Annotated in this window: 18 protein-coding genes; 2 read left to right on the top strand and 16 right to left on the bottom strand. The window is 72.3% G+C overall.

Annotated features, from left to right (window positions below; translation table 11 throughout):
- Positions 1–22: 22 nt before the first annotated feature.
- The 6 genes from mltG to ACZ6TB_RS14520 all read right to left on the bottom strand — a co-directional run bounded on the left by mltG (position 23) and on the right by ACZ6TB_RS14520 (position 5,845).
- Positions 23–1,213: an endolytic transglycosylase MltG gene (gene mltG, locus ACZ6TB_RS14545; protein WP_465554385.1), complete on the bottom strand. Its 1,191-nt coding sequence runs from the start codon at positions 1,211–1,213 to the stop codon at positions 23–25.
- Complete coding sequence (ruvX, locus tag ACZ6TB_RS14540) at positions 1,210–1,668, bottom strand: Holliday junction resolvase RuvX (RefSeq protein WP_465554383.1); 459 nt, start codon at positions 1,666–1,668, stop codon at positions 1,210–1,212. Before ruvX ends, mltG begins: the two co-directional genes overlap by 4 nt.
- A gap of 57 nt (positions 1,669–1,725) precedes the next feature.
- Entirely contained in the window at positions 1,726–4,410 is a 2,685-nt protein-coding gene (gene alaS, locus ACZ6TB_RS14535; RefSeq protein ID WP_465554381.1) for an alanine--tRNA ligase, read from the bottom strand.
- Complete coding sequence (locus ACZ6TB_RS14530) at positions 4,407–4,670, bottom strand: hypothetical protein (protein ID WP_465554379.1); 264 nt, start codon at positions 4,668–4,670, stop codon at positions 4,407–4,409. The genes alaS and ACZ6TB_RS14530 overlap by 4 nt, the downstream gene beginning before the upstream one ends.
- A gap of 13 nt (positions 4,671–4,683) precedes the next feature.
- Complete coding sequence (locus tag ACZ6TB_RS14525) at positions 4,684–5,133, bottom strand: DUF948 domain-containing protein (RefSeq protein ID WP_465554377.1); 450 nt, start codon at positions 5,131–5,133, stop codon at positions 4,684–4,686.
- Positions 5,134–5,200: 67 nt separating this feature from the next.
- Positions 5,201–5,845: a hypothetical protein gene (locus ACZ6TB_RS14520; RefSeq protein WP_465554375.1), complete on the bottom strand. Its 645-nt coding sequence runs from the start codon at positions 5,843–5,845 to the stop codon at positions 5,201–5,203.
- A gap of 2,311 nt (positions 5,846–8,156) precedes the next feature.
- Between ACZ6TB_RS14520 and ACZ6TB_RS14515 the strand changes: the two genes are divergently transcribed.
- Positions 8,157–8,330 (top strand): hypothetical protein, encoded by a 174-nt coding sequence (locus tag ACZ6TB_RS14515; RefSeq protein WP_465554373.1) that lies wholly within the window; start codon positions 8,157–8,159, stop codon positions 8,328–8,330.
- 955 nt (positions 8,331–9,285) lie between these two features.
- Here the strand turns inward: ACZ6TB_RS14515 and ACZ6TB_RS14510 are convergent.
- From ACZ6TB_RS14510 to ACZ6TB_RS14490, 5 genes are all read right to left on the bottom strand, one after another.
- On the bottom strand, positions 9,286–10,845 hold the full coding sequence (locus tag ACZ6TB_RS14510) for a replication-associated recombination protein A (RefSeq protein WP_465554371.1): 1,560 nt from the start codon (positions 10,843–10,845) through the stop codon (positions 9,286–9,288).
- 75 nt (positions 10,846–10,920) lie between these two features.
- Positions 10,921–11,136, bottom strand: a complete 216-nt coding sequence (locus ACZ6TB_RS14505; protein ID WP_465554369.1) for a hypothetical protein — start codon at positions 11,134–11,136, stop codon at positions 10,921–10,923.
- A 79-nt stretch (positions 11,137–11,215) separates the two neighbouring features.
- Positions 11,216–11,815 carry a hypothetical protein gene (locus ACZ6TB_RS14500; RefSeq protein WP_465554368.1) on the bottom strand — a complete coding sequence of 200 codons (600 nt, stop codon included), beginning with the start codon at positions 11,813–11,815 and terminating at the stop codon, positions 11,216–11,218.
- Between the two features lie 81 nt (positions 11,816–11,896).
- Positions 11,897–13,699 (bottom strand): aspartate--tRNA ligase, encoded by a 1,803-nt coding sequence (gene aspS, locus ACZ6TB_RS14495; protein ID WP_465554366.1) that lies wholly within the window; start codon positions 13,697–13,699, stop codon positions 11,897–11,899.
- 52 nt (positions 13,700–13,751) lie between these two features.
- The gene (locus ACZ6TB_RS14490; RefSeq protein WP_465554364.1) at positions 13,752–14,486 is read right to left on the bottom strand and encodes a hypothetical protein; all 735 of its coding nucleotides are present in this window, start codon (positions 14,484–14,486) and stop codon (positions 13,752–13,754) included.
- Positions 14,487–14,614: 128 nt separating this feature from the next.
- Between ACZ6TB_RS14490 and ACZ6TB_RS14485 the strand changes: the two genes are divergently transcribed.
- Complete coding sequence (locus ACZ6TB_RS14485; protein WP_465554362.1) at positions 14,615–15,643, top strand: Lrp/AsnC family transcriptional regulator; 1,029 nt, start codon at positions 14,615–14,617, stop codon at positions 15,641–15,643.
- Position 15,644: 1 nt separating this feature from the next.
- On the opposite strand, the gene ACZ6TB_RS14480 is transcribed toward ACZ6TB_RS14485, so the two are convergent.
- From ACZ6TB_RS14480 to ACZ6TB_RS14460, 5 genes are all read right to left on the bottom strand, one after another.
- Positions 15,645–16,034: a RidA family protein gene (locus tag ACZ6TB_RS14480; protein ID WP_465554361.1), complete on the bottom strand. Its 390-nt coding sequence runs from the start codon at positions 16,032–16,034 to the stop codon at positions 15,645–15,647.
- A gap of 447 nt (positions 16,035–16,481) precedes the next feature.
- On the bottom strand, positions 16,482–17,957 hold the full coding sequence (locus ACZ6TB_RS14475) for an MFS transporter (RefSeq protein ID WP_465554359.1): 1,476 nt from the start codon (positions 17,955–17,957) through the stop codon (positions 16,482–16,484).
- Positions 17,958–18,105: 148 nt separating this feature from the next.
- Complete coding sequence (locus ACZ6TB_RS14470; protein ID WP_465554357.1) at positions 18,106–18,873, bottom strand: 2-phosphosulfolactate phosphatase; 768 nt, start codon at positions 18,871–18,873, stop codon at positions 18,106–18,108.
- Positions 18,874–18,919: 46 nt separating this feature from the next.
- Complete coding sequence (locus tag ACZ6TB_RS14465; protein ID WP_465554355.1) at positions 18,920–19,438, bottom strand: GNAT family N-acetyltransferase; 519 nt, start codon at positions 19,436–19,438, stop codon at positions 18,920–18,922.
- A 34-nt stretch (positions 19,439–19,472) separates the two neighbouring features.
- Positions 19,473–20,654 carry an alanine racemase gene (locus ACZ6TB_RS14460; RefSeq protein WP_465554353.1) on the bottom strand — a complete coding sequence of 394 codons (1,182 nt, stop codon included), beginning with the start codon at positions 20,652–20,654 and terminating at the stop codon, positions 19,473–19,475.
- Positions 20,655–20,672 lie beyond the last annotated feature (18 nt).

Raw genomic sequence — 20,672 nt, 5'->3', positions numbered from 1 at the left:
CGACACACCGTAGCCGGTGGGGTCAGCCGCAGAGCGGGACGCCGTTCCGGCAGGCCTGGGTGATGTTCCGGTTGTGCTGGTTGGCGTCGTCGGTGAAGGCGGAGTGGCCGGCCTTGTCGATCGCCACGAAGTACAGCCAGTTGCCGGCCGCGGGCGTCATGGCGCCCTGGAGCGCGGCTTTGCCGGGGCTGTCGATCGGCCCGATCGGCAGGCCCAGCTTGCTCTTGGTGTTGTACGGGTTCTTCGGGTCGTCGAGCTCCTGCGCCGTCAGCTTGCCGGAGTGCTTGGCCAGCTTGCCGTTCAGCTCGAGCCAGTAGTTGGCCGTCACGTCGAACTGCAGGGGCATGTGCGCCTTGTACGCCCGGTTGTACGCCACCCGGGCGATCTTGGGCAGGTCTTCCGGCACGCCGGCCTCGGCCTGGGCGAGCGACGCCACGATCAGTGACTCGTACGGCGACACCGACAGGTTCTTCTGCACGTTGTCGGCGAACCCGAGGTCACCGGCCACGGTCAGGAATCGCTGGACCATGACCCCGAGGATCTGTTCCGCGTTCAGTTTCGGGTCGAACTCGTACGTGTCCGGGAAGAGGAAACCCTCGATGCTCTTGGTGGCCGCCGGCTTGCCGTCCCGGCGCTTGAACCAGTAGTCGGGCACGCCGAGCGCGACCGGGTCCTTGGCCGCCTCCTGGAAGTCCTTGACCGGGATGCCGGTGGCCTTGGACAGCGTCGCGAACGCCTGGAGCGCGGTCTGGCCCTCCTTGATCGTGACCCCGGAGGTGATGCGCGACTTGGGGTCGAGCATCAGGGCCACGGCGTTCTTCCCGGACATCTGCTTGCGCAGGTTGTACGTGCCGGACTGGATGTTCTTGCCGCGCGGGTTCTCGTTGGCGGCGTTCACGAAGGCCTTGGTGCTCTTGACCACGTCCGAATCGACCAGGGTGTTGCCGATTTCGGTGAGAGTGGAGTTTTTCTCGATCGTCACCTGAACGGCTGTCGTGCCCGGGCCGTCGTAGTCGGCCGCGACGAAGAAGTCCTTCACCTTGTTGTATCCGAAGAAAACGCCGCCGCCCAGGAGCGCCAACAGGATAAAAGCCATCAAAAAGGCGACGCCGGACTTACCCGAGCCCTTCTTGCCACCGCGGCCGCCCCGCCGATGGCGGGGTCTGGTGCGGTCGGCGTGCTCGTCGAACGCCAGGTCCAGCTCGTCGATCATCTCTGCCTCCGCTGCGCGTCCAGCCAGCTCTGCAGGATCTCCACCGCGGCCGCCTGGTCGACGACCGCCCGCTGCCGCTTGCCCCGGACGCCACGCTCGGCGAGCCGTCGAGTTGCGACCACGGTTGACATCCTCTCGTCCGCCAGGTCGACCGGCACTTCGCCGACCGCCTCCGCCAGTCGCCCAGCGTACGCACGAATGTCGATGGCGGCAGGACCCTCGCGCCCATTGAGGCGCACGGGAAGCCCCACCACGATCCCGACCGCCTCGTGTTCCCCCACGAGACGAACGAGCTCGGCTATGTCGCCAGGCACGGCATCGGGTGCCGCACCCATGTCACGGGGCACCGTGACCAGGGGGGTGGCCAGGATCCCGTCAGGGTCGCTGACGGCGACCCCGACGCGCACCTTACCGACATCGACGCCCAGCCGCCTACCCCGCGACAGCGCGCTCATCCGGCCACCCTCCGCATCCCTACCGCCCTTAATCAGGACTTAAGGCACAGCCAAAAGTCACGCGGCGGCGTCGCCCACCGCCTTCTCCACGGCCGCGAGCAACGCCGGAACCTGATCCGCCGGCAGGCCGCCACCCTGCGCGAGGTCGGCGTTACCGCCGCCCCGGCCGGAAAGCGCGCCCTTGACCAGATCGGCCGCCGACAGCCCGCGCGACTTGGCCGCCGCGTTGATCGCCACGATCAGCGAGGCCTTGCCGTTCGACCGGGCGGCCACCGCGACGACCGCGGGTCGAGAGTTGTCGATCTTGCCGCGGATCTCCTGGGCAAGGGTACGCACGTCGTTGCCGGCCGCGCCCTCGGGTGCCTCGGTGCCGACGTACGCCACGCCGTGCAGGTCGCGGGCCTGGCCGGCGAGCGCGCCCGCCCCGCCCAGCACCATCTGCGCCCGCATCTTCTCGAGCTCCTTCTCGGCGTCGCGCAGCGCCGTCACGGTCTGCTCGACCCGGTCGGCGACCTGGTCGCCGGGCACCCGGAACAGCTCGGCCAGGCGGCTCACCAGCAGGTGCTCCTTGGCCAGGAAGCCGAACGCGTCGATGCCGACCAGCGCCTCGACCCGGCGCACGCCGGAGCCGATCGAGGACTCGTTGAGGATCTTGACGAGGCCCAGCTGGCCCGAGCGGGCCACGTGCGTGCCGCCGCAGAGCTCACGCGCGTAGTCGCCGACTTCAACCACGCGTACCTCATCTCCGTACTTCTCCCCGAAGAGCGCCATCGCGCCCAGCCGGCGCGCTTCCTCCTGGGAGGTGACGAACGCGTGGACCTCGAGGTCACGGAGCAGAACCTCGTTCACCTGCTGCTCGACGTCGTGCAGCACCACCGGCGAGACGGCCCCGGGGGTGTTGAAGTCGAACCGCAGGCGGCCCGGCGCGTTGAGTGAGCCCGCCTGGGTCGCCGACTCGCCGAGGAAGTGCCGCATGGTCTGGTGGATCAGGTGGGTCGCGGTGTGCGAGCGCGAGATCGCCTTCCGCCGGGTCACGTCGATCTCGGCGTAGCCGGTCTCGCCCGTGCGCACCTCGCCCCGGATGACCCGGGCCTTGTGCACGATCAGGCCGGGGATCGGCTGCTGGACGTCGACGACCTCGAGCTGGCCGGCGCCGACGTTGATCACGCCGCTGTCCGCCTGCTGGCCGCCGCCCTCGGCGTAGAACGGGGTCGCGTCGAGCACCAGCTCGACGAAGTCGCCCTCGCCGGCCACGGTCTTGGCTCCGCCGTCACCGATCAGGGCGCGCACCCGCGACTCGCGGGTCACCTCCTGGTAGCCGGTGAACTGGACCGGGCCGCCGTTGTCCAGGGCGCCGCGGTACGCCGAAAGGTCGGCGTGACCGGTCTTGCGCGCGGCCGCGTCCGCCTTCGCGCGAGCCCGCTGGTCGGCCATCAGCCGCCGGAAGCCGTCCTCGTCGACCGACAGGCCCTGCTCGCCCGCGATCTCGAGGGTCAGGTCGATCGGGAAGCCGTACGTGTCGTGCAGCTGGAACGCCTGCGCACCCGACAAATCCGACTTTCCGGATTTCTTGGCATCGTCGATCGCCGTGTCCAGGATCGTCGTCCCGGACCGCAGCGTGGTGAGGAACGAGTCCTCCTCGGCGTACGCGTATTCGGAGATCCGGCCGAACTCCTCGGCCAGCTCCGGGTACGACGGGGCCATGCAGTCGCGCGCCACCGGCAGCAGCTCGGGCAGCGCCGGCGCCTGCCAGCCGAGCAGGCGGATCGACCGGATCGCCCGGCGCATGATCCGCCGCAGCACGTAGCCGCGGCCCTCGTTCGAGGGCGTGACGCCGTCGCCGATGAGCATCAGGGCGGTCCGCACGTGGTCGGCGATCACCCGCAGGCGTACGTCGTCGGGATGCGACTCGCCGGCCACGTGCCCCGAGTGTGCGCCGTACTTCTTGCCGGTCATCTCGGCCGCGCGGGCGAGGATCGGGCGGACCTCGTCGATCTCGTACAGGTTGTCGACGCCCTGCAGGATCGAGGCCATGCGCTCGAGGCCCATGCCGGTGTCGATGTTCTTGTTCGGCAGCTCCTGGACGATCGTGAACTCGGACTTCGACTTCACGTCCGTGATCTCGTACTGCATGAAGACCAGGTTCCAGACCTCCATGTAGCGGTCCTCGTCGACCGCCGGGCCACCCTCGCGGCCGTACTCGGGTCCGCGGTCGTAGAAGATCTCGGAGCACGGACCGGCCGGGCCCGGGATGCCCATCGACCAGTAGTTGTCCTTCTTGTCGCGGCGCACGATCCGCGCCTCGGGCACGCCGATCGCCTTCCAGAACCCGAAGGCCTCGTCGTCGTCGAGGTAGACGGTCGGCCAGATCCGCTCCGGGTCGAGGCCGTAGCCGCCCTGGTCGACCGGGTTGGTGACCAGGTCCCAGGCGAGCTTGATCGCGCCTTCCTTGAAGTAGTCCCCGAACGAGAAGTTGCCGTTCATCTGGAAGAACGTGCCGTGCCGGGACGTCTTGCCGACCTCGTCGATGTCGGGCGTCCGGATGCACTTCTGCACGCTCACCGCGCGCGGGAACGGCGGGGTGCGCTGACCCAGGAAGTACGGCACGAACTGCACCATGCCGGCGTTGATGAACAGCAGGTTCGGGTCGTCGATGGCCGGCAGCGGGGCGCTCGGCACGACCGTGTGCCCGTTGGCCTCGAAATGCGCCAGATAGCGCCGCTTGATCTCCGCCGTCTTCATCGGGTCCCCTCCTGGCCGTCCTGGCCGTCGTCATACAGCTCGCCCTCGGCGAACGCCTGCTGGATCTGCTGTTCCCGCTCCGTCATGCCGTCGCGGACGTCATCCACGAAGCTACGCATCGACTCGACCAGGCCGCCAGCGGATTGGGACAGCGAGGTGGCGATGCCGGACGGGGTGAACTCGTTCGCCTTGCGGGTGAGTTTGCGAACGACGAGGGCGCCGACGGCCAGGCCGACGCCCAGCCAAAGCAGGCGCTTCATGTTTTCCCCTTTATTAGCTACGGGCCTTGCGGCGCTGCTTGATCGTGGCCCGGACCTCGCGGTCCTCGTCGGCGTTGCGCCGGTTGTTCACGGCCTTGCGCAGGCCGTACCCGAACGAGGCCACCTTGACCAGCGGGTTGGCCGCGGCGGCCGCCACGACGGTGGACAGGTTGGCCACGTTGGCGGAGACGTGGGCGGCGTGCTCGGTGATCGTGTCGACCTTGGCCAGCTGGATGTTCACACCGTCCAAAGAGACCTGGACCTGGCCGAGAGTGGCGTTCACGTTGTCCACGGTCGTGTTGACATTGCTCAGCAGCGGGCCGGTCCGCACGGTGAGGTCGTCGATCGCGCGGGTGGCGGCATCGACGGTGCGGCCGAGCTTGAGAATCGGCACGGCCAGCACGATGACGAGCATCAGGAAGGCGCCCGCCGCGATCAGTCCTGCGATTTCTCCGGCGTCCATCAGGCGCTTCTCCTCTACGGGTGGCAGGTCAACGTGCAGACCCTACCGTCCGTGACATCCGCCCGCCTCATGACGCCGCGGGTGTCGGCTCCAAGAGGGGATCGTTCGACAATCCGGGGTCCGGCGTCTCGCCGAGCTGCGGCTTGTCCTGCCGCTCCGGCTTGCCCCGGGTGTCCGTGATCGCGTTCTGCACCTTGATGCTGACCGTCGACCCGACGCACTTCTTGGTGGACGGTGTGGCGTTCGCCGAGGGCAGCGCGCCCGGGTCCTGGGCGGCCACCTGGTCGACGGCACACTCGGGCAGGCGTACCCAGAGATCCAGAGTGAACTCGTCGCGCTTCCAGCAGCTGTAGGTCCCCTGATCCGCGGCGACCGGCACCTCCGGGCACTCGCCGACCTTCCAGCTGGTCCAGCCCGCATCGGTCAGGGCGGTGGTGTACGCCGCCGTGGTCTCCTTGAACGGCTTGGCCGACTGGGCCTCGCGCTCCCGGAACCGGCAGTCCAGGAAGCACCACCGGCTGCCGCTGCCGTTGTCCTCCACCTGCTGCGACGCCCAGGAGGGCACGTCCAGCGAGTCGAGCGAGCCGAAGACCGGGTCCTTGCTGGCCGACCGCAACCCGAACAGAGCCGGAAGCACCACGAGCACGACGACCGCCAGCGAGAGCAGCGTCACCACCCTCAGCTGCCGCCGGCTGCGCATCTTGTTGCGCAACTCCTCGGAGGCTCCGCGAAGACCCCCGCCAAGCTCTTTCTCACTGCCGGGTCGCTCTTCACCAGCGGCCCGTACGCCCGGAGCTCCACCCCGCGGCAGACCAGCGGGCGCCTTGACCGCCGCTCCCGCCCGAGCCGTCCCGACCGAGGCCGCGCCCACGGACGCCGCCCCCACCGAGGCCGCACCGACCGAGGCAGCACCGACCGACGCCGCCCCCACCGACGCCGCCCCCACCGAGGCCGCACCGACGGATGCCGCCCCGACCGAGGCTGTGCCCACCGGAGCCGCCCCGACCTGGGTCGCGCCCATCGCCGCCGACGCCGCGCCCACCGGTCCCGGGCCACCGCCCGGCCCACCGTTGCGCCCGCCACGACCGCCCGGCGGGGGCCCGGCCTGCGCCGCACCGACCCGCCCCGGAAGAGGCTGCCCGTGCTGCCCCGAAACCGGCTGCCCCGGCAGAGCTTGGCCACGCTGCCCACCGGAGACGGGCCGCCCCGGCAAAGCCTGACTGTCCTGCGGATCACGCAGCCCATGCTGCCCACCCGAGACCGGCCGCCCCGGCAAAGCCTGACTGTCCTGCGGATCACGCAGCCCATGCTGCCCACCCGAGACCGGCCGCCCCGGCAAAGCCTGACTGTCCTGCATCGGATCCGAGCCCGGACGCATCCCGCCGGCCGTGCGCCCACCGGGCCCCGGCCGCCGGCCATCCGCGCCGACCGGTCCCGAGCGCATGCCGTCCACGCCCACCGGCCCCGAGCGCATGCCGTCCACGCCCACCGGCCCCGAGCGCATGCCGTCCACGCCCACCGGGCCGTCGACACCGATCGGGCCGGAGCGCATGCCGTCCGGGCCGATCGGGCCCGAGGGCATACCGTCCACACCGATCGGCCCCGACGGCATCCCGTCGACGCCCGGCGGCGGAGTGCCCGGGCCCTTGCGGGGTCCCCGGCCGCGGTTGATCGGTCCCGAAGTCTCACCGGGCCGCTGCGCGGCCCCACCCGCCATGGCACCGGCCCGCCCCGGCACGGCCGGCGTGCGCGCGCCCTGCCGCCCAGGCACCACCGGTGGCACGACCTTGGCCGCGGCCCGCGCCGTCCCACCGGCCATGGGGCCGACCGGCCCGGTCCCGCCCGGACCGCCAGGCCCGCCCTTGCCGGGCACACCACCGGGGCCACCCGCGCCGGGGCCACCCATGCCGGGCCCACCAACGCCGGGGCCACCACCAGGGCCACCCGCGCCGGGGCCACCCATGCCGGGCCCACCAACGCCGGTTCCGCCGCCGGGGCCACCAACGCCGATTCCGCCGCCGGGCCCACCAACGCCGGGCCCACCGGGTCCGCCCTGTGCCGGCACCCCGCGGCCACCACGACCGCGCGACCCGGTCCCGGGCGTCCCGGAAAGATCCTGCGAACGACGACGACCGGGCTCGGCCGCGCCGTGGCGTCCGGTGCTCTCGCCGTCGGCGGGGCCGCTGTGCCGCCCGGTGGACTCGCCACCATGCCGGCCGGTCGGCTCGTCACCCGGATAGCCGGGCCCGCCGCCCGGGAAGCTCGACCCCGAACCCCCACCGCCGAAGCGCCCACCAGCAGGCGGCCCACTGGCCGGCGACGCGGGCCCGCCACCGGCATAGCGACCACCCGAGGGCGGCCCACTCGCCGGCGACACGGATCCGCCGTAACGCCCACCCGAAGGCGGACCACCGGCGGGCGAAGAAGGCTGCGCCGCACCGCCGTAACGACCACCCGGCGGCGGACCACCGGCCGGTGAAGAAGGCTGCGCCGCACCGCCGTAACGACCACCCGAAGGCGGACCACCGGCGGGCGAAGAAGGCTGCGCCGCACCGCCGTAACGACCACCCGAAGGCGGACCACCGGCCGGTGAAGAAGGCTGCGCCGCACCGCCGTAACGACCACCCGGAGCCGGACCATCCGCGGGCGCGCCACCGTAACGACCACCCGGAGCCGGACCATCCGCGGGCGCGCCACCGTGACGGCCGGTCGGAGCCGGGCCGTCGGGGGGCACACTGCCGTGGCGACCGGTCGGAGCCGGGCCGTCGGCGGGCACGCCGGGCATGGGCGCGCCGCCGCCGTGGCGGCCGGTCGGGGGTGGGCCACCGGCGGGAGACGCGGGCCGCGCGGCACCACCGGCGGGTGACGCGGAGCGGGGAGCGCCACCGGCGGGAGACGCCGGCCGGGCGGCGCCACCGGCGGGAGACGGGGACCTGGGGACGCCACCGGCGGGTGGCCCGGACCGGGCAGCGCCACCGGCGGGAGACGCGGGCCGGGCGGCGCCGCCGCCGGGCATGCCCTCGGTGCGGAAGCGGTCGCGCGGGCCGGCCGATGAGGTGGGGCGGGACGCCGGGGAGACCGGGCGCGACGCGGGCGAGACCGGGCGCGGCGCCGGCACCTCGGGGGCGTTGCCCGAGAGCGGGACGGCCGGGATCGGGCCGGAGGTCGACGGGTCGAGCTGGCGGCCGTCGGCGTAGCGGCCCGGGGTGGGCGGCGTCGCGTAGGCGGCCTGGTCGCCACGGCCCCGGACCTGCCCGGGAACCTGCGGCGGCCCGGCCGGAGCGGCGCGGCGGGCGCCCTCGGGGGCCGAAACCGGCGCCGGACCCATCGGGGGCCGGCCCGGCGGCGGAGTCTGCTGCGACGGCGGCATCGGCCCGGGCGCCTGACGCGGCGCGGGGGCGGAACGCCCGGCGCGGGCGGCGGGCGAGTTCACCGGACCGGAGTTGGCCTGATCGACCCACGCGGCCGCGGGATGGGCGCCGCTCGGCTCCTGCCAGCCGGGGGTGGGGCCACGCGAGCCGTCGGGCTGGCCGGGCACGGCGCCGCGGGGGCCGTCGGGCTGGCCGGGCATGGCGCCACGGGAGCCGTCGGGACGGCCAGGAGCGCTCCCACGAGGCCCGTCCGGCCGTCCGGGCGCGGCGCCACCGGGCGAACCCACGCGGCCGGGCGCGCCACCACGAGCCGGGGCGTCCGAAGCCGGACCACGACCAGGAGCATCCGTGGCCGGAGCGCGACCGGGAGCGCCGGCCACGCCGCCACGACCGGGAGCATCCGGGGCCGGGCCCCGACCGGGAGCGGGAGCGCCGGCGGGGTCCTCGGGGGAATCAGCCGTCGGGAAGGAGCCGCTCGAGGACTGCCACCCGGCGGCGCCTCCGCCGAAGGGGAGGTCGTCCTGCGGAGGGTGGTCGTCGGGGCCGGGGGCCAGGCGTCCGGACTTGCTCAAACGGGTCTCGCCGGCCAGGGTGCCGGGGCCGATCGCGCCGCGTTCCTGCTTGGCCGTGCGCAAGTCGTCCAGCCAGCCGGTTTCCTCCCGCGGCACCTCCACGGGCTCCGTCGGCTCGGGACGGCCACGACCGAACCGCCGGCCCTTGCGGGCGGCGGCATCGTTGCGCAGGTCGGCCTCGTCGTCGGGCCGTTCGGCACCGCGCGATTTCACGGCTGTTCCCTTCCGGCGGCTTCGCCGCTGTCGTCGGTAACCGAGGAGCTAACCGAAGAGCGTGACGCATCGGGGCCCGATCCACCACCCGCCGCGCGGTCGGCTGTCTCGGCCGAAGCGTCCGCGCCGGGGACCGGTGCGGACGCCGGGCGGGCCGGGGCGGGCAGGCCGCGGACGATCCGGCGCAGGCGCGGAACACGGTCGCTGACTGCGCGTTCGGCCCCGTGGTCGGTCGGCTGGTAGTACTCCGCGGCGGTCAGATCGTCGGGGATGTACTGCTGGGTCACGACGCCGCGCGGGTCGTCGTGGGGATACCGATATCCGCGACCGTGACCTAGGCCACGTGCCCCGGGATAGTGCGCGTCTCGCAGGTGTGCCGGCACCGCGCCGCCACGTCCCGCCCGTACGTCTGCCATCGCGGAACCCAACGCCGTGGTGACGCTGTTGGACTTGGGTGCCGTGGCCAGATGCACGACCGCCTGGGCCAGGTTCAGCTGGCACTCGGGCAGGCCGATCAGTTGTACGGCCTGGGCCGCCGCCGTCGCCACGACCAGCGCCTGCGGGTCGGCCATCCCCACGTCCTCGCTCGCGAAGATCACGATGCGCCGGGCGATGAACCGCGGGTCCTCCCCCGCCACCAGCATCCGGGCCAGGTAGTGGAGCGCCGCGTCGGGGTCGCTGCCGCGCATGCTCTTGATGAACGCGCTGGTCACGTCGTAGTGCGCGTCGCCGTCCCGGTCGTAGCGCACGGCCGCCACGTCGACGGCCCGCTCCGCGGTCTCGAGGTCGATGACCGGCGCGGCCGGGCCGGCGGCGGTCGAAGCAGCGGCGGTCGAAGCAGCGGCCGTCGAAGCGGCGGCCTCGAGGGCGGTCAGCGCCTTGCGCACGTCGCCCGACGCCAGGCGTACGAGATGGTCCTCGGCCTCGTCGGAAAGCGTGACCCGCCCGCCCAGCCCGCGCTCGTCGGTGATCGCGCGGCGCAGCAACCGGCGGACGTCCTCGTCACCGAGCGTCTGGAGGGTGAGCAGCACGCAGCGCGACAGAAGAGGCGAAATGATGGAGAAGTACGGGTTCTCCGTCGTCGCCGCGAGCAGCGTGACCGTGCGGTCCTCGACCGCCGCGAGCAGCGAGTCCTGCTGGGTCTTGCTGAAGCGGTGCACCTCGTCGATGAACAGGACGGTGGGCGGGCCGCCGTGGCGCCGCTCGCGCCGGGCCGTCTCGATCACCGCGCGCACGTCCTTGACGCCGGCCGTGAGCGCCGACATGGCGACGAACTTGCGGTTGGTGGCCGCCGCGACGAGGTGCGCGATCGTGGTCTTGCCGGTGCCGGGCGGGCCCCAGAGGATCACCGACATCGGGCTGTCGCCGGTCACCAGCTGGCGCAGCGGGCTGCCGGGCGCGAGCAGATGCTCCTGGCCGACCAGCTCGTCGAGGCCGGCGGGGCGCATGCGGACGGGCAGCGGCGAGTCGGCGGAGGGTGCGCTGAAGCCGGTGGCCGAGTTGGCCGCCGGTGCGCCGCTCGGCTGGCTCAACGCGAACAGCCCGTCCATTTCCATCGGCACCGACAGTACCGGCCCGGCCCGCGTTGCCCGAATTGTCACAACGCGGAACGGGCCGGTCACGGAAAGCGGTCAGCCGCGACCGGGGCGACGCCCGTAGAAGCGGCGGCCCGAGCCGGAGCCCGCGCGCGGCCCGCTGCCGACGCCGGCCAGGTAGAGCGCGATGAGCAGCAGACCGAGCAGGGTCAGGGTCTGGAAGTTGAGCAGATCGTGGGCGCCCAGGTCGGTGTCGAACAGGTCGAGCAGGAGGGCGATGCCGAAAACGACGGCTGCGGCAATGGCGAGCATGGGTAGCCTCCGGGGGGGTTGAGAGCCTTCTGACGTGCAGATACCCCAGTGGGGGTGGCCGTCAAACTCCACCGTGGATCTACCCGAGCGCATTCACCGCCTTCGCGATGACCAAGGCCGCCGTGGCGAGCGAGATCGCCGACTCCAGCGCCATGCCGCTCTTCGCCCCGCGGGTCATCGGCAGGGTGTCGGTCGGGCTGAACGCGGTCGCGTTGGTGAACGCGACATACAGGTAATCGAGAAACCGCGGTTCCCACTCTTTGTGGGCCATGTCCGGCGAGGTCATCGGCGGGAACAAGAAGTCGGGGTACGGGTCGGAGCCGTGCGCCCGGGCGACCGGTCCCCCGCGATCGAGCTCCCAGAACCAGACCGCGAAGGTGAGCACGTTCATCAGGTAGATCCCGGCCCCGGTGCCGAGCAGCTGGGCGGCGCTGCCGGTGTCGTACCCGGTGACGATGTCGCGGATCAGCATCGCCACCGACCACACGGTGCCGAGGCTGGCCACCGTGATCAGGCCGAGTGCGAGCATCCGCAGCACCGGGGTGTCCCGCTTCATCTTCCCCGGGTCGGCGGCGATCAGCACCGCCGCGAGCACCACCTCGACCAGCGGGAACACCCAGCGCGGGCCGAGCGTGAGCCGGTCGGGCAGGAACCATTGGATCGCGATGATCGCCACCATCGCGACGGCAACCGGCAGGCGGCGCTCACCCTCGGTGTGGCGCCGCCAGGCCGGAAGCTTGCCGGGCTCGATCTCGGTCGCTCAGTTCGAGTGCTCGACCGGCGCGGCCTGGCCGTCGGTGCCGGGCTTGCCCGCGGTCGCCTTCGGCTTCGCGTCGATGCCGGCCTCGAGGCGCTGCTGCGCGGTGATCGGCGTCGGCGCCGTGGTCAGCGGGTCGTAGCCGCCGCGGGTCTTCGGGAACGCGATGACCTCGCGGATCGAGTCGTTGCCGGACAGCAGCATGCAGGTGCGGTCCCAGCCGAGCGCGATGCCGGCGTGCGGCGGCGGCCCGTACTTGAACGCCTCGAGCAGGAAGCCGAACTTGTCCTGCGCCTCCTCCGGCGTGATGCCGAGCAGGTCGAAGACCCGGCTCTGCACGTCGGCGCGGTGGATACGGACGCTGCCCCCGCCGATCTCGTTGCCGTTCACGACGATGTCGTACGCGTAGGCGAGGGCCTGGTCGGGCGCCTCCTCGAACCGGTCGAGCCACTCGTTGTTGGGCGAGGTGAAGGGGTGGTGGACCGCGGTCCAGCCGCCCTCGTCAGTCTTCTCGAACATCGGGGCGTCGACGACCCAGCAGAATGCCCAGGCGCTCTCGTCGACCAGCTTGGCCCGCTTGGCGATCTCGATGCGGGCCGCGCCGAGCAGCTCCTGGGCCTCGCGACGCTCGTTGGCCGCGGCAAAGAAGATCGCGTCACCGGGCTTGGCCCCGACCGCGTCGGCCAGGCCGGACAAATGCGCTTCTGACAGATTTTTCGCGACCGGTCCGCGGGCCTCGCCGGTCGACTCGTCGAGCACCACGTAGGCCAGGCCGCGAGCGCCGCGGGCCTTCGCCCAGTCCTGCCATCCGTCGAGTTCCTTGCGGGTCTGCGAGGCGCCGCCCGGCATCACGACCGCGCCGACGTAGCCACCGGCCGCGATCGCGCCGGCGAACACCCGGAACTCGGTGCCGCGGAGATAGTCCGTCAATTCGGTCAGTTCGACTGAATACCGCAAATCCGGCTTGTCGGAACCGTACCGGTTCATCGCGTCGGTCCAGGTGATCCGCGGGATCGGGAGCTGCACCTGGTAGCCGGCCAGCTCGCTCCACAGCTTGGCGACGATCTCCTCGCCGAGCTCGATGATGTCGTCCTGGGTCACGAACGACATCTCGATGTCGAGCTGGGTGAACTCGGGCTGGCGGTCGGCGCGGAAGTCCTCGTCGCGGTAGCAGCGGGCGATCTGGTAGTACCGCTCCATGCCGGCGACCATCAGCAGCTGCTTGAACAGCTGCGGGGACTGCGGCAACGCGTACCAGGTGCCGGGCTGCAGGCGTACCGGCACCAGGAAGTCACGCGCGCCCTCGGGCGTCGACCGGGTCAGCGTCGGCGTCTCGATCTCGTTGAAGTCGCGGGCGTGCAGCACCTCGCGGGCGATCTGGTTGGCGCGGCTGCGCAGGCGCAGCGCCGCGGCCGGGCCGGACCGGCGCAGGTCGAGGTAGCGATACTTGAGGCGGAGGTCGTCGGCCGCGGTGATCGTGTCGTCGACCGGCAGCGGCAGCGCCGCGGCCTCGGAGAGCACGGTCAGCTCGCTGGCGACGACCTCGATCGCGCCGGTGGCGAGGTCGGGGTTCTCGTTGCCCTCGGGGCGCGGGTTCACCTGGCCCGCGACCTTCACGCAGAACTCGTTGCGCAGGGCGTGCGCGTCCTCCTCGCGGAAGACCACCTGCACCACCCCGGAGGCGTCACGGAGATCGACGAAGATGACCCCGCCGTGGTCGCGCCGGCGGGCCACCCACCCGGCGAGCGTCACCGTCGTGCCGGCGTCGCTCGCGCGGAGGCTGCCGGCGTCATGGGTACGGATCACGGGAACTCGACTCCTCACTTGTCACAATGCGCAACGGCCATTCTGTCAGGAGTCAGCCGGTCACTTTCCATGAGGTGGCGCGCATGCCGGCGGTGCCGGTCGTGCCGACGTCGGTGATCTCCACGAGCGAGATCGAGGCCGGGATGGCGGCGGTCAACACGCACAACACGGCGCCCTTGCGCACCTGGACGCTCCCGCCGGGCCCGATCGGGCTGGTCCGGATGGCCCGCTGGCAGCCGTCCGCGTCGAGGTCGGCGTCCTTGACCTCGGCGCCGGCCACCGCGCCCGGGCCGAGCGTGAGGCGGGGGACGTCCTGGCCGCAGCGGCTGTCGTAGCGCAGATCGCTGACCTTCTCGTCGGCGTTCGAGCGGGGTTCGTCGAGGTCGAGGAAGAGCACGGCGGCGCAACCGACCTGCACACGCAAAGGCTCCTGGGCGTACGTGACATCGAAGCCCGTGTCGCCGCCGGCGTGCGTCGCCGTCGCGGCCGGACCGTTCAGCGCGACGAGCTTGGCGACGGTCAGCGCACGCCAGCCGGCCAGCACCGCGACGGCGGAGGTGAGCAACGCGAAGACGGCGACCATCAGGGCCAGCCCGGCGAGCCGGTCGCGTACCCGGGAATGATGATCCTCGATCGGCTCGGTGGGACCGTCGATGCCGTCCTCGCGAGGGCGATTGATCGGGTACGGGTGGCGGGGGCCCGCGTTACCCGGGCCCACGTTGCCCGGGCCGGTCTTCGCGGGGTTGTTCCGTGAGTTGACATTGTTGGCGGCTCGAAACACGGACATATGGCAGCTCCGGAGTTTCCCTCGACCGGCAAAAGGCGTAAAGGGGACCCTAGGCAGTGGGATCATTCGATCCCATCCCCCGCCGAGGCGACTCACCTCTGCGGGCGACACCGCCGTAGAATCGCCGGGTGGCGTCCGAATCCCGCACGCTCGACACCCTGGACCGCCAGATCCTCCACGCCCTCCAGGTCGCCCCGCGTGCGCCCTTCGCCCGTGTCGCCACCGTGCTCGAGGTGTCGGAGCAGACGGTCGCCCGCCGATTTCAGCGGATGCGGGGCGCCGGCGTCGTCCGGGTCCTGGCCCGCTCCGAGCCGATCCAGCGGCCCGGCACCTCGTACTGGACGCTGCGCATCGGTTGCCGCCCCGGCGCGGCCGGCCCGCTCGCCGACGCCCTGGCCCGCCGCGAGGACACGTCGTGGGTCAGCATCGGGGCCGGCGGCGCCGAGATCACCTGCCAGGCCGAGGTCGTCTCCGGGCAGCCCACCGGCCTGCTGCACCACCTGCAGAAGACGTCGAGCGTGCTGACCTTCCGGGCGCACCAGATGATGCACCGCTTCCCCGGCCGGGGTGAGGTCGACTGGGTGGCGCCCGACCACGACCTGTCGCCCGGGCAGCGTGACTTCCTGGTCGAGGGCGCGTCGGTGCCGGCCACGATCCGCCCGGTGATGAACCCGACATCGGACGCCGCCCTGACCGACGAGGACCTGCCGCTGCTCGACGAGCTGGGCCGCGACGGCCGGGCGAGCTGGGCGACGCTGGCGGCGGCGACCGGCTGGAGCCAGCGGCAGGTCGCCCACCGGGTCAACGAGCTGACCGCGGCCGGGGCGATCTACTTCCACCTGGACGTGGCCAACGCGGCGACCGGCATGCACACGGTGGCGAACCTGTGGTTGACGGTGGCCCCCGCCCACCTGGCCGCCGTCGGCGCCCGGCTGGCCGACCACCCCGAGATCGCCTTCGTGGCCGCGATGACCGGCCAGACCAACGTGATGGCGTCGGCCCTGTTCGCCGACGCCGAGGGGATGTACCGCTACATCACCACCAAGGTGGCCGAGATCGAAGGCATCCAGAGCGTCGAGATCGTGCCCCAGCTGACCCGCCTCAAGCAGTCCAACTCCCTGATGCGCGACGGCCGCGTCGGCGAGCCACCGCGCTGAGTCAGGGCCGCGGCTTCCGGGCGTACGCCTCGATCTCGATTTTCATCCGTGGGTCGGCGAGGCCGCACACCATCATCGTGGCCGCCGGCCGGATGTCGCCGAACGCGGCCCGCAGCACCGGCCAGCAGGGCTCGAAGTCGGCGCGGTCGGGCAGCAGATAGCGCACGCGGACGACGTTCCCGAAGTCGCAGCCGGCCTCGGCCAGCGCCGCCCCGATGTTACGCAGGCACTGCCGGGCCTGCTCGACCACGTCGCCGGAGATCGTCATCGTCGCGTAGTCGAACCCGGTCGTCCCCGACACGTGCACCTGGTCGCCGTCGACGACCGCCCGCGCGTACCCGATCTGCTCCTCGAACGTCGAACCGCTGAGGATCACCTGTCGTTCAGTCACCCGGCTCACGCTACTTACTCCTTTGTGGACCGCGTCAGGCCTCGCGACGCTCTGTCGCCCCGATGCCGCGGCGCACGGTCGCCCGGACCCCGCGTCGCTCCTTCGCCCGACAGCCGACGCCCCGACGCCCGTTCGGTGAGATGCACCGACACGCCCTCCGCAGAAGTCGCGGCGCCTTCACCTGGCCGGGGCCTCTCGGCCGTGTCCGGTCAGCCCGATCCCGGGACCGCCTGCCCTGCGAATGTTCGCACTCACGAGAAAGCTCACACCCCAGAACGGGTGCGGCCCGGCCAAACGGGAGATTGTTGTCATCCAGCGCCGCGATCCCGTTCCCGATCATCGAGGACGACCACGCCCTCGACCACCGGGACCGGGACCATGAACCGCGGGCCGAAGCCGCCCAGCCGCAGTGGCCCAGCCGCCGGCGCGCCTGGGCCGCTGCGTCGGTCAACCGACCTCGACCAGCTCCGGCTTCTCGACCGGGGCCGCCGGCGCCGGACGTACCAGCACAAAGACGGCCAGAGCGCACAGCAACCCGACCGCCCCGCTGATGGAGAACCCGGCGTCGAGACCGGCCGCCGCCGCCGAGTGGATCACCGACGACGGGATCTGATCGGCGAGCCGCGCGGCCTGGCCCCCCGCGACGGCGTGCGCCGCCTCCGCCGACCCGAGGTGGTCGGCGGCGCGGGAGGCGAAGACCGTTCCCAGCACGGCGATGCCGATCGCGTACCCGAGCTGCCGCGACGTGGTCAGCGAACCCGCCGCCATGCCGCCGCGCTCGTGCGGCACCGCGCCCATGGCCGAGGACGCCAGCGACGGCATCACCAGGCCGACGCCGAGGCCGACGACCGAGTACCCGGCGATCAGCGCCGGCCAGCTCGAGCCGGCGTGCACCAGCAGGCCGGAGAGCAGGCTGCCCAGGCCGATCAGCAGCATGCCGCCACCGATGACCAGGCGCGGGGAGCGGCCGTGCAGGCGGGCGCCGGCGATGCCCGAGGCGAGCACCGAGCAGATCGACATCGGCAGGCCGGTGAGCCCGGCCTGGAGCGGGGACAGCCCGACCACCGACTGAAGCCAGATCGACGTGTAGGTGAAGGCCGCGAACGCCGCGAAGTTGACCAGCAGGCCGGCCAGCAGGATGCCGGAGAACGAGCGGTTCTTCAGAAGCTTCAGATCGAACATGGCGTACGGCGTCCGCAGCTCGATGAGCGCGAAGGCGGCGAGGGCGACGGCCGAGACCACGAGCAGCCCCCACGTGTTGATCGACGACCAGCCCTCGTCGTTGGCCCGGATCACGGCGAAGGTGAGCGCCCCGGCCGCGACCGTGAAGGTGACCGTGCCCCAGAGATCGAACTTCTGGCGCCGGACCACGCCGTCGTGCCCCAGTGTGCGGAAGCACATGATCACGGCGGCCACGCAGATCGGCAGGTTGACCAGGAAGATCCAGCGCCAGCTCAGGCCCTCGGTGAGCAGGCCGCCGAGGATCGGGCCGACGGCCGAGGCCGCGCCCGAGACGCCACCCCAGATGCCGTACGCGACCCCCCGGTCCCGCCCCTGGTAGGAGCTGTTGAGCAGGGCGAACGTCGTGGTGAACATCGCCGCGGCGCCGGCGCCCTGCACGATCCGGGCCCCGACGAGCAGCGCCGGGCCGGCGGCGAGCCCGCAGGCCAGCGACGCGAGGGCGAAGACGATCAGGCCGCCGACGTAGAAGCGGCGATGCCCGTACATGTCGCCGAGCGCGCCGGCGCCGAGCAGCAGCACGCCGAGCGACAGGGCGTACCCGTCGATCACCCACTGCAGCGAGCTGAACGAGGTGCTCAGGTCGATGGCCATCTGCGGCAGCGCCACGTTCACGATGGTCACGTCGATGAGCAGCATGAAGGTGCCGAGACACACGGTCACCAGGGGCCACCATTTACGCATGGCAGGTACTTCCTTAGGACGCGGTTGATTTCCGCCCCCACTGTCGGTCCCCGCCCGCGCAAACACCCAGCCAGCAGCGCCGATCCGGCCTATTCCGTCATCGCCGTCGCAGGTAGCGCGGAATCCGCCGCGTCACGGGACCAGGGGCTCAAGAACCGCCATCGACGAACCACCCGTCCAGCAGCACCGGCACGGCCTTGCTCGCGCCGACCGCCGCGGCCACCTCGACATCGCCGGAGAAGCCGAAACCGCGCAGCTCACGGCCGCTGACCGACTCGCGCAGGGCGTCACCGAGGCCCTCCGAGACGCCGCGGTACGCCCACAGCGCCGCCTCCGCCTCGGGCGAGAACCCTTGCGGCGGCCCGTCGGCGAACCCGTCGAGGAACGCCCCGGCGCCGAGCAGGTCTTCGATCGCGGGCCGCAGCGACCCGTCCGGCCACCGCTCCCCCGACGCCACCACGCCGACCGGCCGGTCGCCGGCCCGCTCCCGCACCCAGGCCGCGGCCGCCGCCGCGTTGCGCATCGACACCCCGACCACCGTCACCCCGGCGTCGGCGAGCCGCACCGAGATGGCCGACCCGTTCGGCGAGGGCAGCACGAGCCGGTCGATGCCCTCGGCCCGCAGGTTGGCGTGCAGGATGCTCTCCGGCGAGAGCGTCACCTGGCCGGGACCGGCCTCCTTGCGCAGCACCGCGAGCATCGCGCCGTGGCGCCGGGCCACGTCGACCGCCGAGTCGTCGCGCCACCGGTACGGCAGCACGTGCAGGCCCTGCTCGATCGCCACGGTCAGGGTCGTGGTGAACGACAGCACGTCGACCACCGCGACGTAGGCCGCCTCGGGCGACACCGCGTCGGCGCCGACCGGACCCCAGTCGAACCGGACCCGGTAGCCGCCCTGCCCGTCAGCGAGGCTCATGGCTCGCAGTCTGCCAGCACCGCAGGCATCGCCGCGAATGAATCTCTCACCCGGGCCCGCCCACCTCCTTCAGGTCGAAGCGCCAGTCGTGGCAGCGGATCGGATGGCCTTTCGGGTACTCGAAATCGGTCTCGCCGAGCAGCTCGAACCCGGCCTTGCGGCAGATCGCGTTGGACGCCTCGTGCGCCATCTTGGGATAGGCGTGCGCCCAGCGGTGCCGCCCCTCGGCCGCGGCCAGCCCGACCGCCGCGACCGTGGCGCCGACCGCCAGCCCGCGGCCCTGGAAGCCGGGCAGCACCTTCCATCCCATCTCGTAGACGGTCTGGCCGAGCCACTCCCGATCCCAGAAGCCGACCGAGCCGACCGGGTCGGGCTCGTCGTCGACCATGATCAGCAGCATGCTGCCGGTGCCGTCGCGGGCGTTGCCGACGATGCGCCGATGCCGCGACATGATCGACTCCTCGGACTCGACGCCGCCGAGGTAGGCCTGCATCTCGGGTGTGTTGGCCCGGCGCTCGAGCGCCGGGCCCCGCTCGTCCCAGGGCTCCAGCCAGAAGTTCGTCATGGCCGGCATGCTGCTCCGGGGGTACGACAATTTCTCAGAAGTACGTCTCCAGCACGTCGACGACCCGGTGGTCCCGATCGACGACCGGGATGTGCCGCCACTTGTCGAAGGCCGTGCACGGGTGCGAGATGCCGAACCGGATCAGGTCGCCCGGCGTGAGCCCGTCGGCGGCCAGGTACGTGTGGTGGTCGTTCAGCTTGATCACCGAGATGCCGGCCGCCTCGAGCGACTTTCCGTCACGCCGCACCTCGAACGGCACCGGCAGCCCCTCGTCGAACGGCGCGTCCCGCTTGCCCATCCCGATGATCGCGAGCCCCGGCTCCGGCGCCGACAGCACCTGCGCCCAGATCTCCAGCGCCGCGGTCAGCGGCCCCTCCGCCGGAACCCGGCGGAACGGCGTCCGCTCGGAATAGAAACCGTCGTCGTGGGTGACCGACGCGCCGCTGCGCAGGATCACGCGCACGTCGCCGGGCAGCGCCGCCAGCCGGACGACCACCCGGTCGAACCATGCGCTCCCACCCGCCGAGACCAGCGGAAACGCGATCCCCGCCGCCTTCAGCCGCACCACCCCGGCCACGACCTGGTCGAGGAAGTCGTCCACCTCGAGCTGGGTCTGCAGCTGACCCTCGTACGCGGTGACGCCGACCAGCTCGAGACGCTCGGCGTCGTGCGCGGCCCGGGCGACGGCCTCCAGCTCGTCGAGCGTGCGCACCCCGGTGCGGCCGTTCGCGTGCCCGAGCTCGGCGAAGACGCGCAGGCGCCCCTCGGGCACGGCGGCCGCCGCGGCCACGCCGGCGAGCGAGTCGACCTGGAAGTAGATGCCCTCCTGGCCGGCCAGCCAGCGCAGCGCGACCGGGTCGAGCACCTCGTTGGCGATCAGGATCCGCTCGACGCCGAGCCGGCGCAGCACCAGCGCCTGGTTCGGGGTGGCGACGGTCATGCCCCAGGCACCGGCCGCGAACTGGGCCGCGATCAGGCCCGGGGCCATCGTGGTCTTGGCATGCGGGGCGAAGTCGAGATCGTGCCGCTTGCTGTACTCGGCCATGGTCGCGATGTTCGCGAGGGCCGCCTCCCGGCGCAGCACGAGCACCGGCCAGGTGAAGCCGCCGTCGAACAGGCCCGGCTCGCTCGCGGCGAACTCACCGGCCGTCATCTCCCGATCGGGCAGGAAGAATCCCTTGCTGCGCCAGTCGACCCGCGCCTCCGGCACGTCCACGTCCGTCCCCTCTCGGCT

Source organism: Actinoplanes sp. NPDC051537, from assembly GCF_055586105.1.
The sequence above is the reverse complement of the archived record's forward strand: the minus strand, read 5'-3'. Positions and strand labels throughout refer to the sequence as shown.

What these genes read in the sequence shown, in the direction of transcription:
- mltG (WP_465554385.1), bottom strand. Translation starts at nt 1,213, where the DNA reads ATGATCGACGAGCTGGACCTGGCGTTCGACGAGCACGCCGACCGCACC.
- ruvX (WP_465554383.1), bottom strand. Translation starts at nt 1,668, where the DNA reads ATGAGCGCGCTGTCGCGGGGTAGGCGGCTGGGCGTCGATGTCGGTAAG.
- alaS (WP_465554381.1), bottom strand. Translation starts at nt 4,410, where the DNA reads ATGAAGACGGCGGAGATCAAGCGGCGCTATCTGGCGCATTTCGAGGCC.
- ACZ6TB_RS14530 (WP_465554379.1), bottom strand. Translation starts at nt 4,670, where the DNA reads ATGAAGCGCCTGCTTTGGCTGGGCGTCGGCCTGGCCGTCGGCGCCCTC.
- ACZ6TB_RS14525 (WP_465554377.1), bottom strand. Translation starts at nt 5,133, where the DNA reads ATGGACGCCGGAGAAATCGCAGGACTGATCGCGGCGGGCGCCTTCCTG.
- ACZ6TB_RS14510 (WP_465554371.1), bottom strand. Translation starts at nt 10,845, where the DNA reads ATGGAAATGGACGGGCTGTTCGCGTTGAGCCAGCCGAGCGGCGCACCG.
- ACZ6TB_RS14505 (WP_465554369.1), bottom strand. Translation starts at nt 11,136, where the DNA reads ATGCTCGCCATTGCCGCAGCCGTCGTTTTCGGCATCGCCCTCCTGCTC.
- ACZ6TB_RS14500 (WP_465554368.1), bottom strand. Translation starts at nt 11,815, where the DNA reads ATGGTGGCGATCATCGCGATCCAATGGTTCCTGCCCGACCGGCTCACG.
- ACZ6TB_RS14490 (WP_465554364.1), bottom strand. Translation starts at nt 14,486, where the DNA reads ATGTCCGTGTTTCGAGCCGCCAACAATGTCAACTCACGGAACAACCCC.
- ACZ6TB_RS14475 (WP_465554359.1), bottom strand. Translation starts at nt 17,957, where the DNA reads ATGCGTAAATGGTGGCCCCTGGTGACCGTGTGTCTCGGCACCTTCATG.
- ACZ6TB_RS14470 (WP_465554357.1), bottom strand. Translation starts at nt 18,873, where the DNA reads ATGAGCCTCGCTGACGGGCAGGGCGGCTACCGGGTCCGGTTCGACTGG.
- ACZ6TB_RS14465 (WP_465554355.1), bottom strand. Translation starts at nt 19,438, where the DNA reads ATGACGAACTTCTGGCTGGAGCCCTGGGACGAGCGGGGCCCGGCGCTC.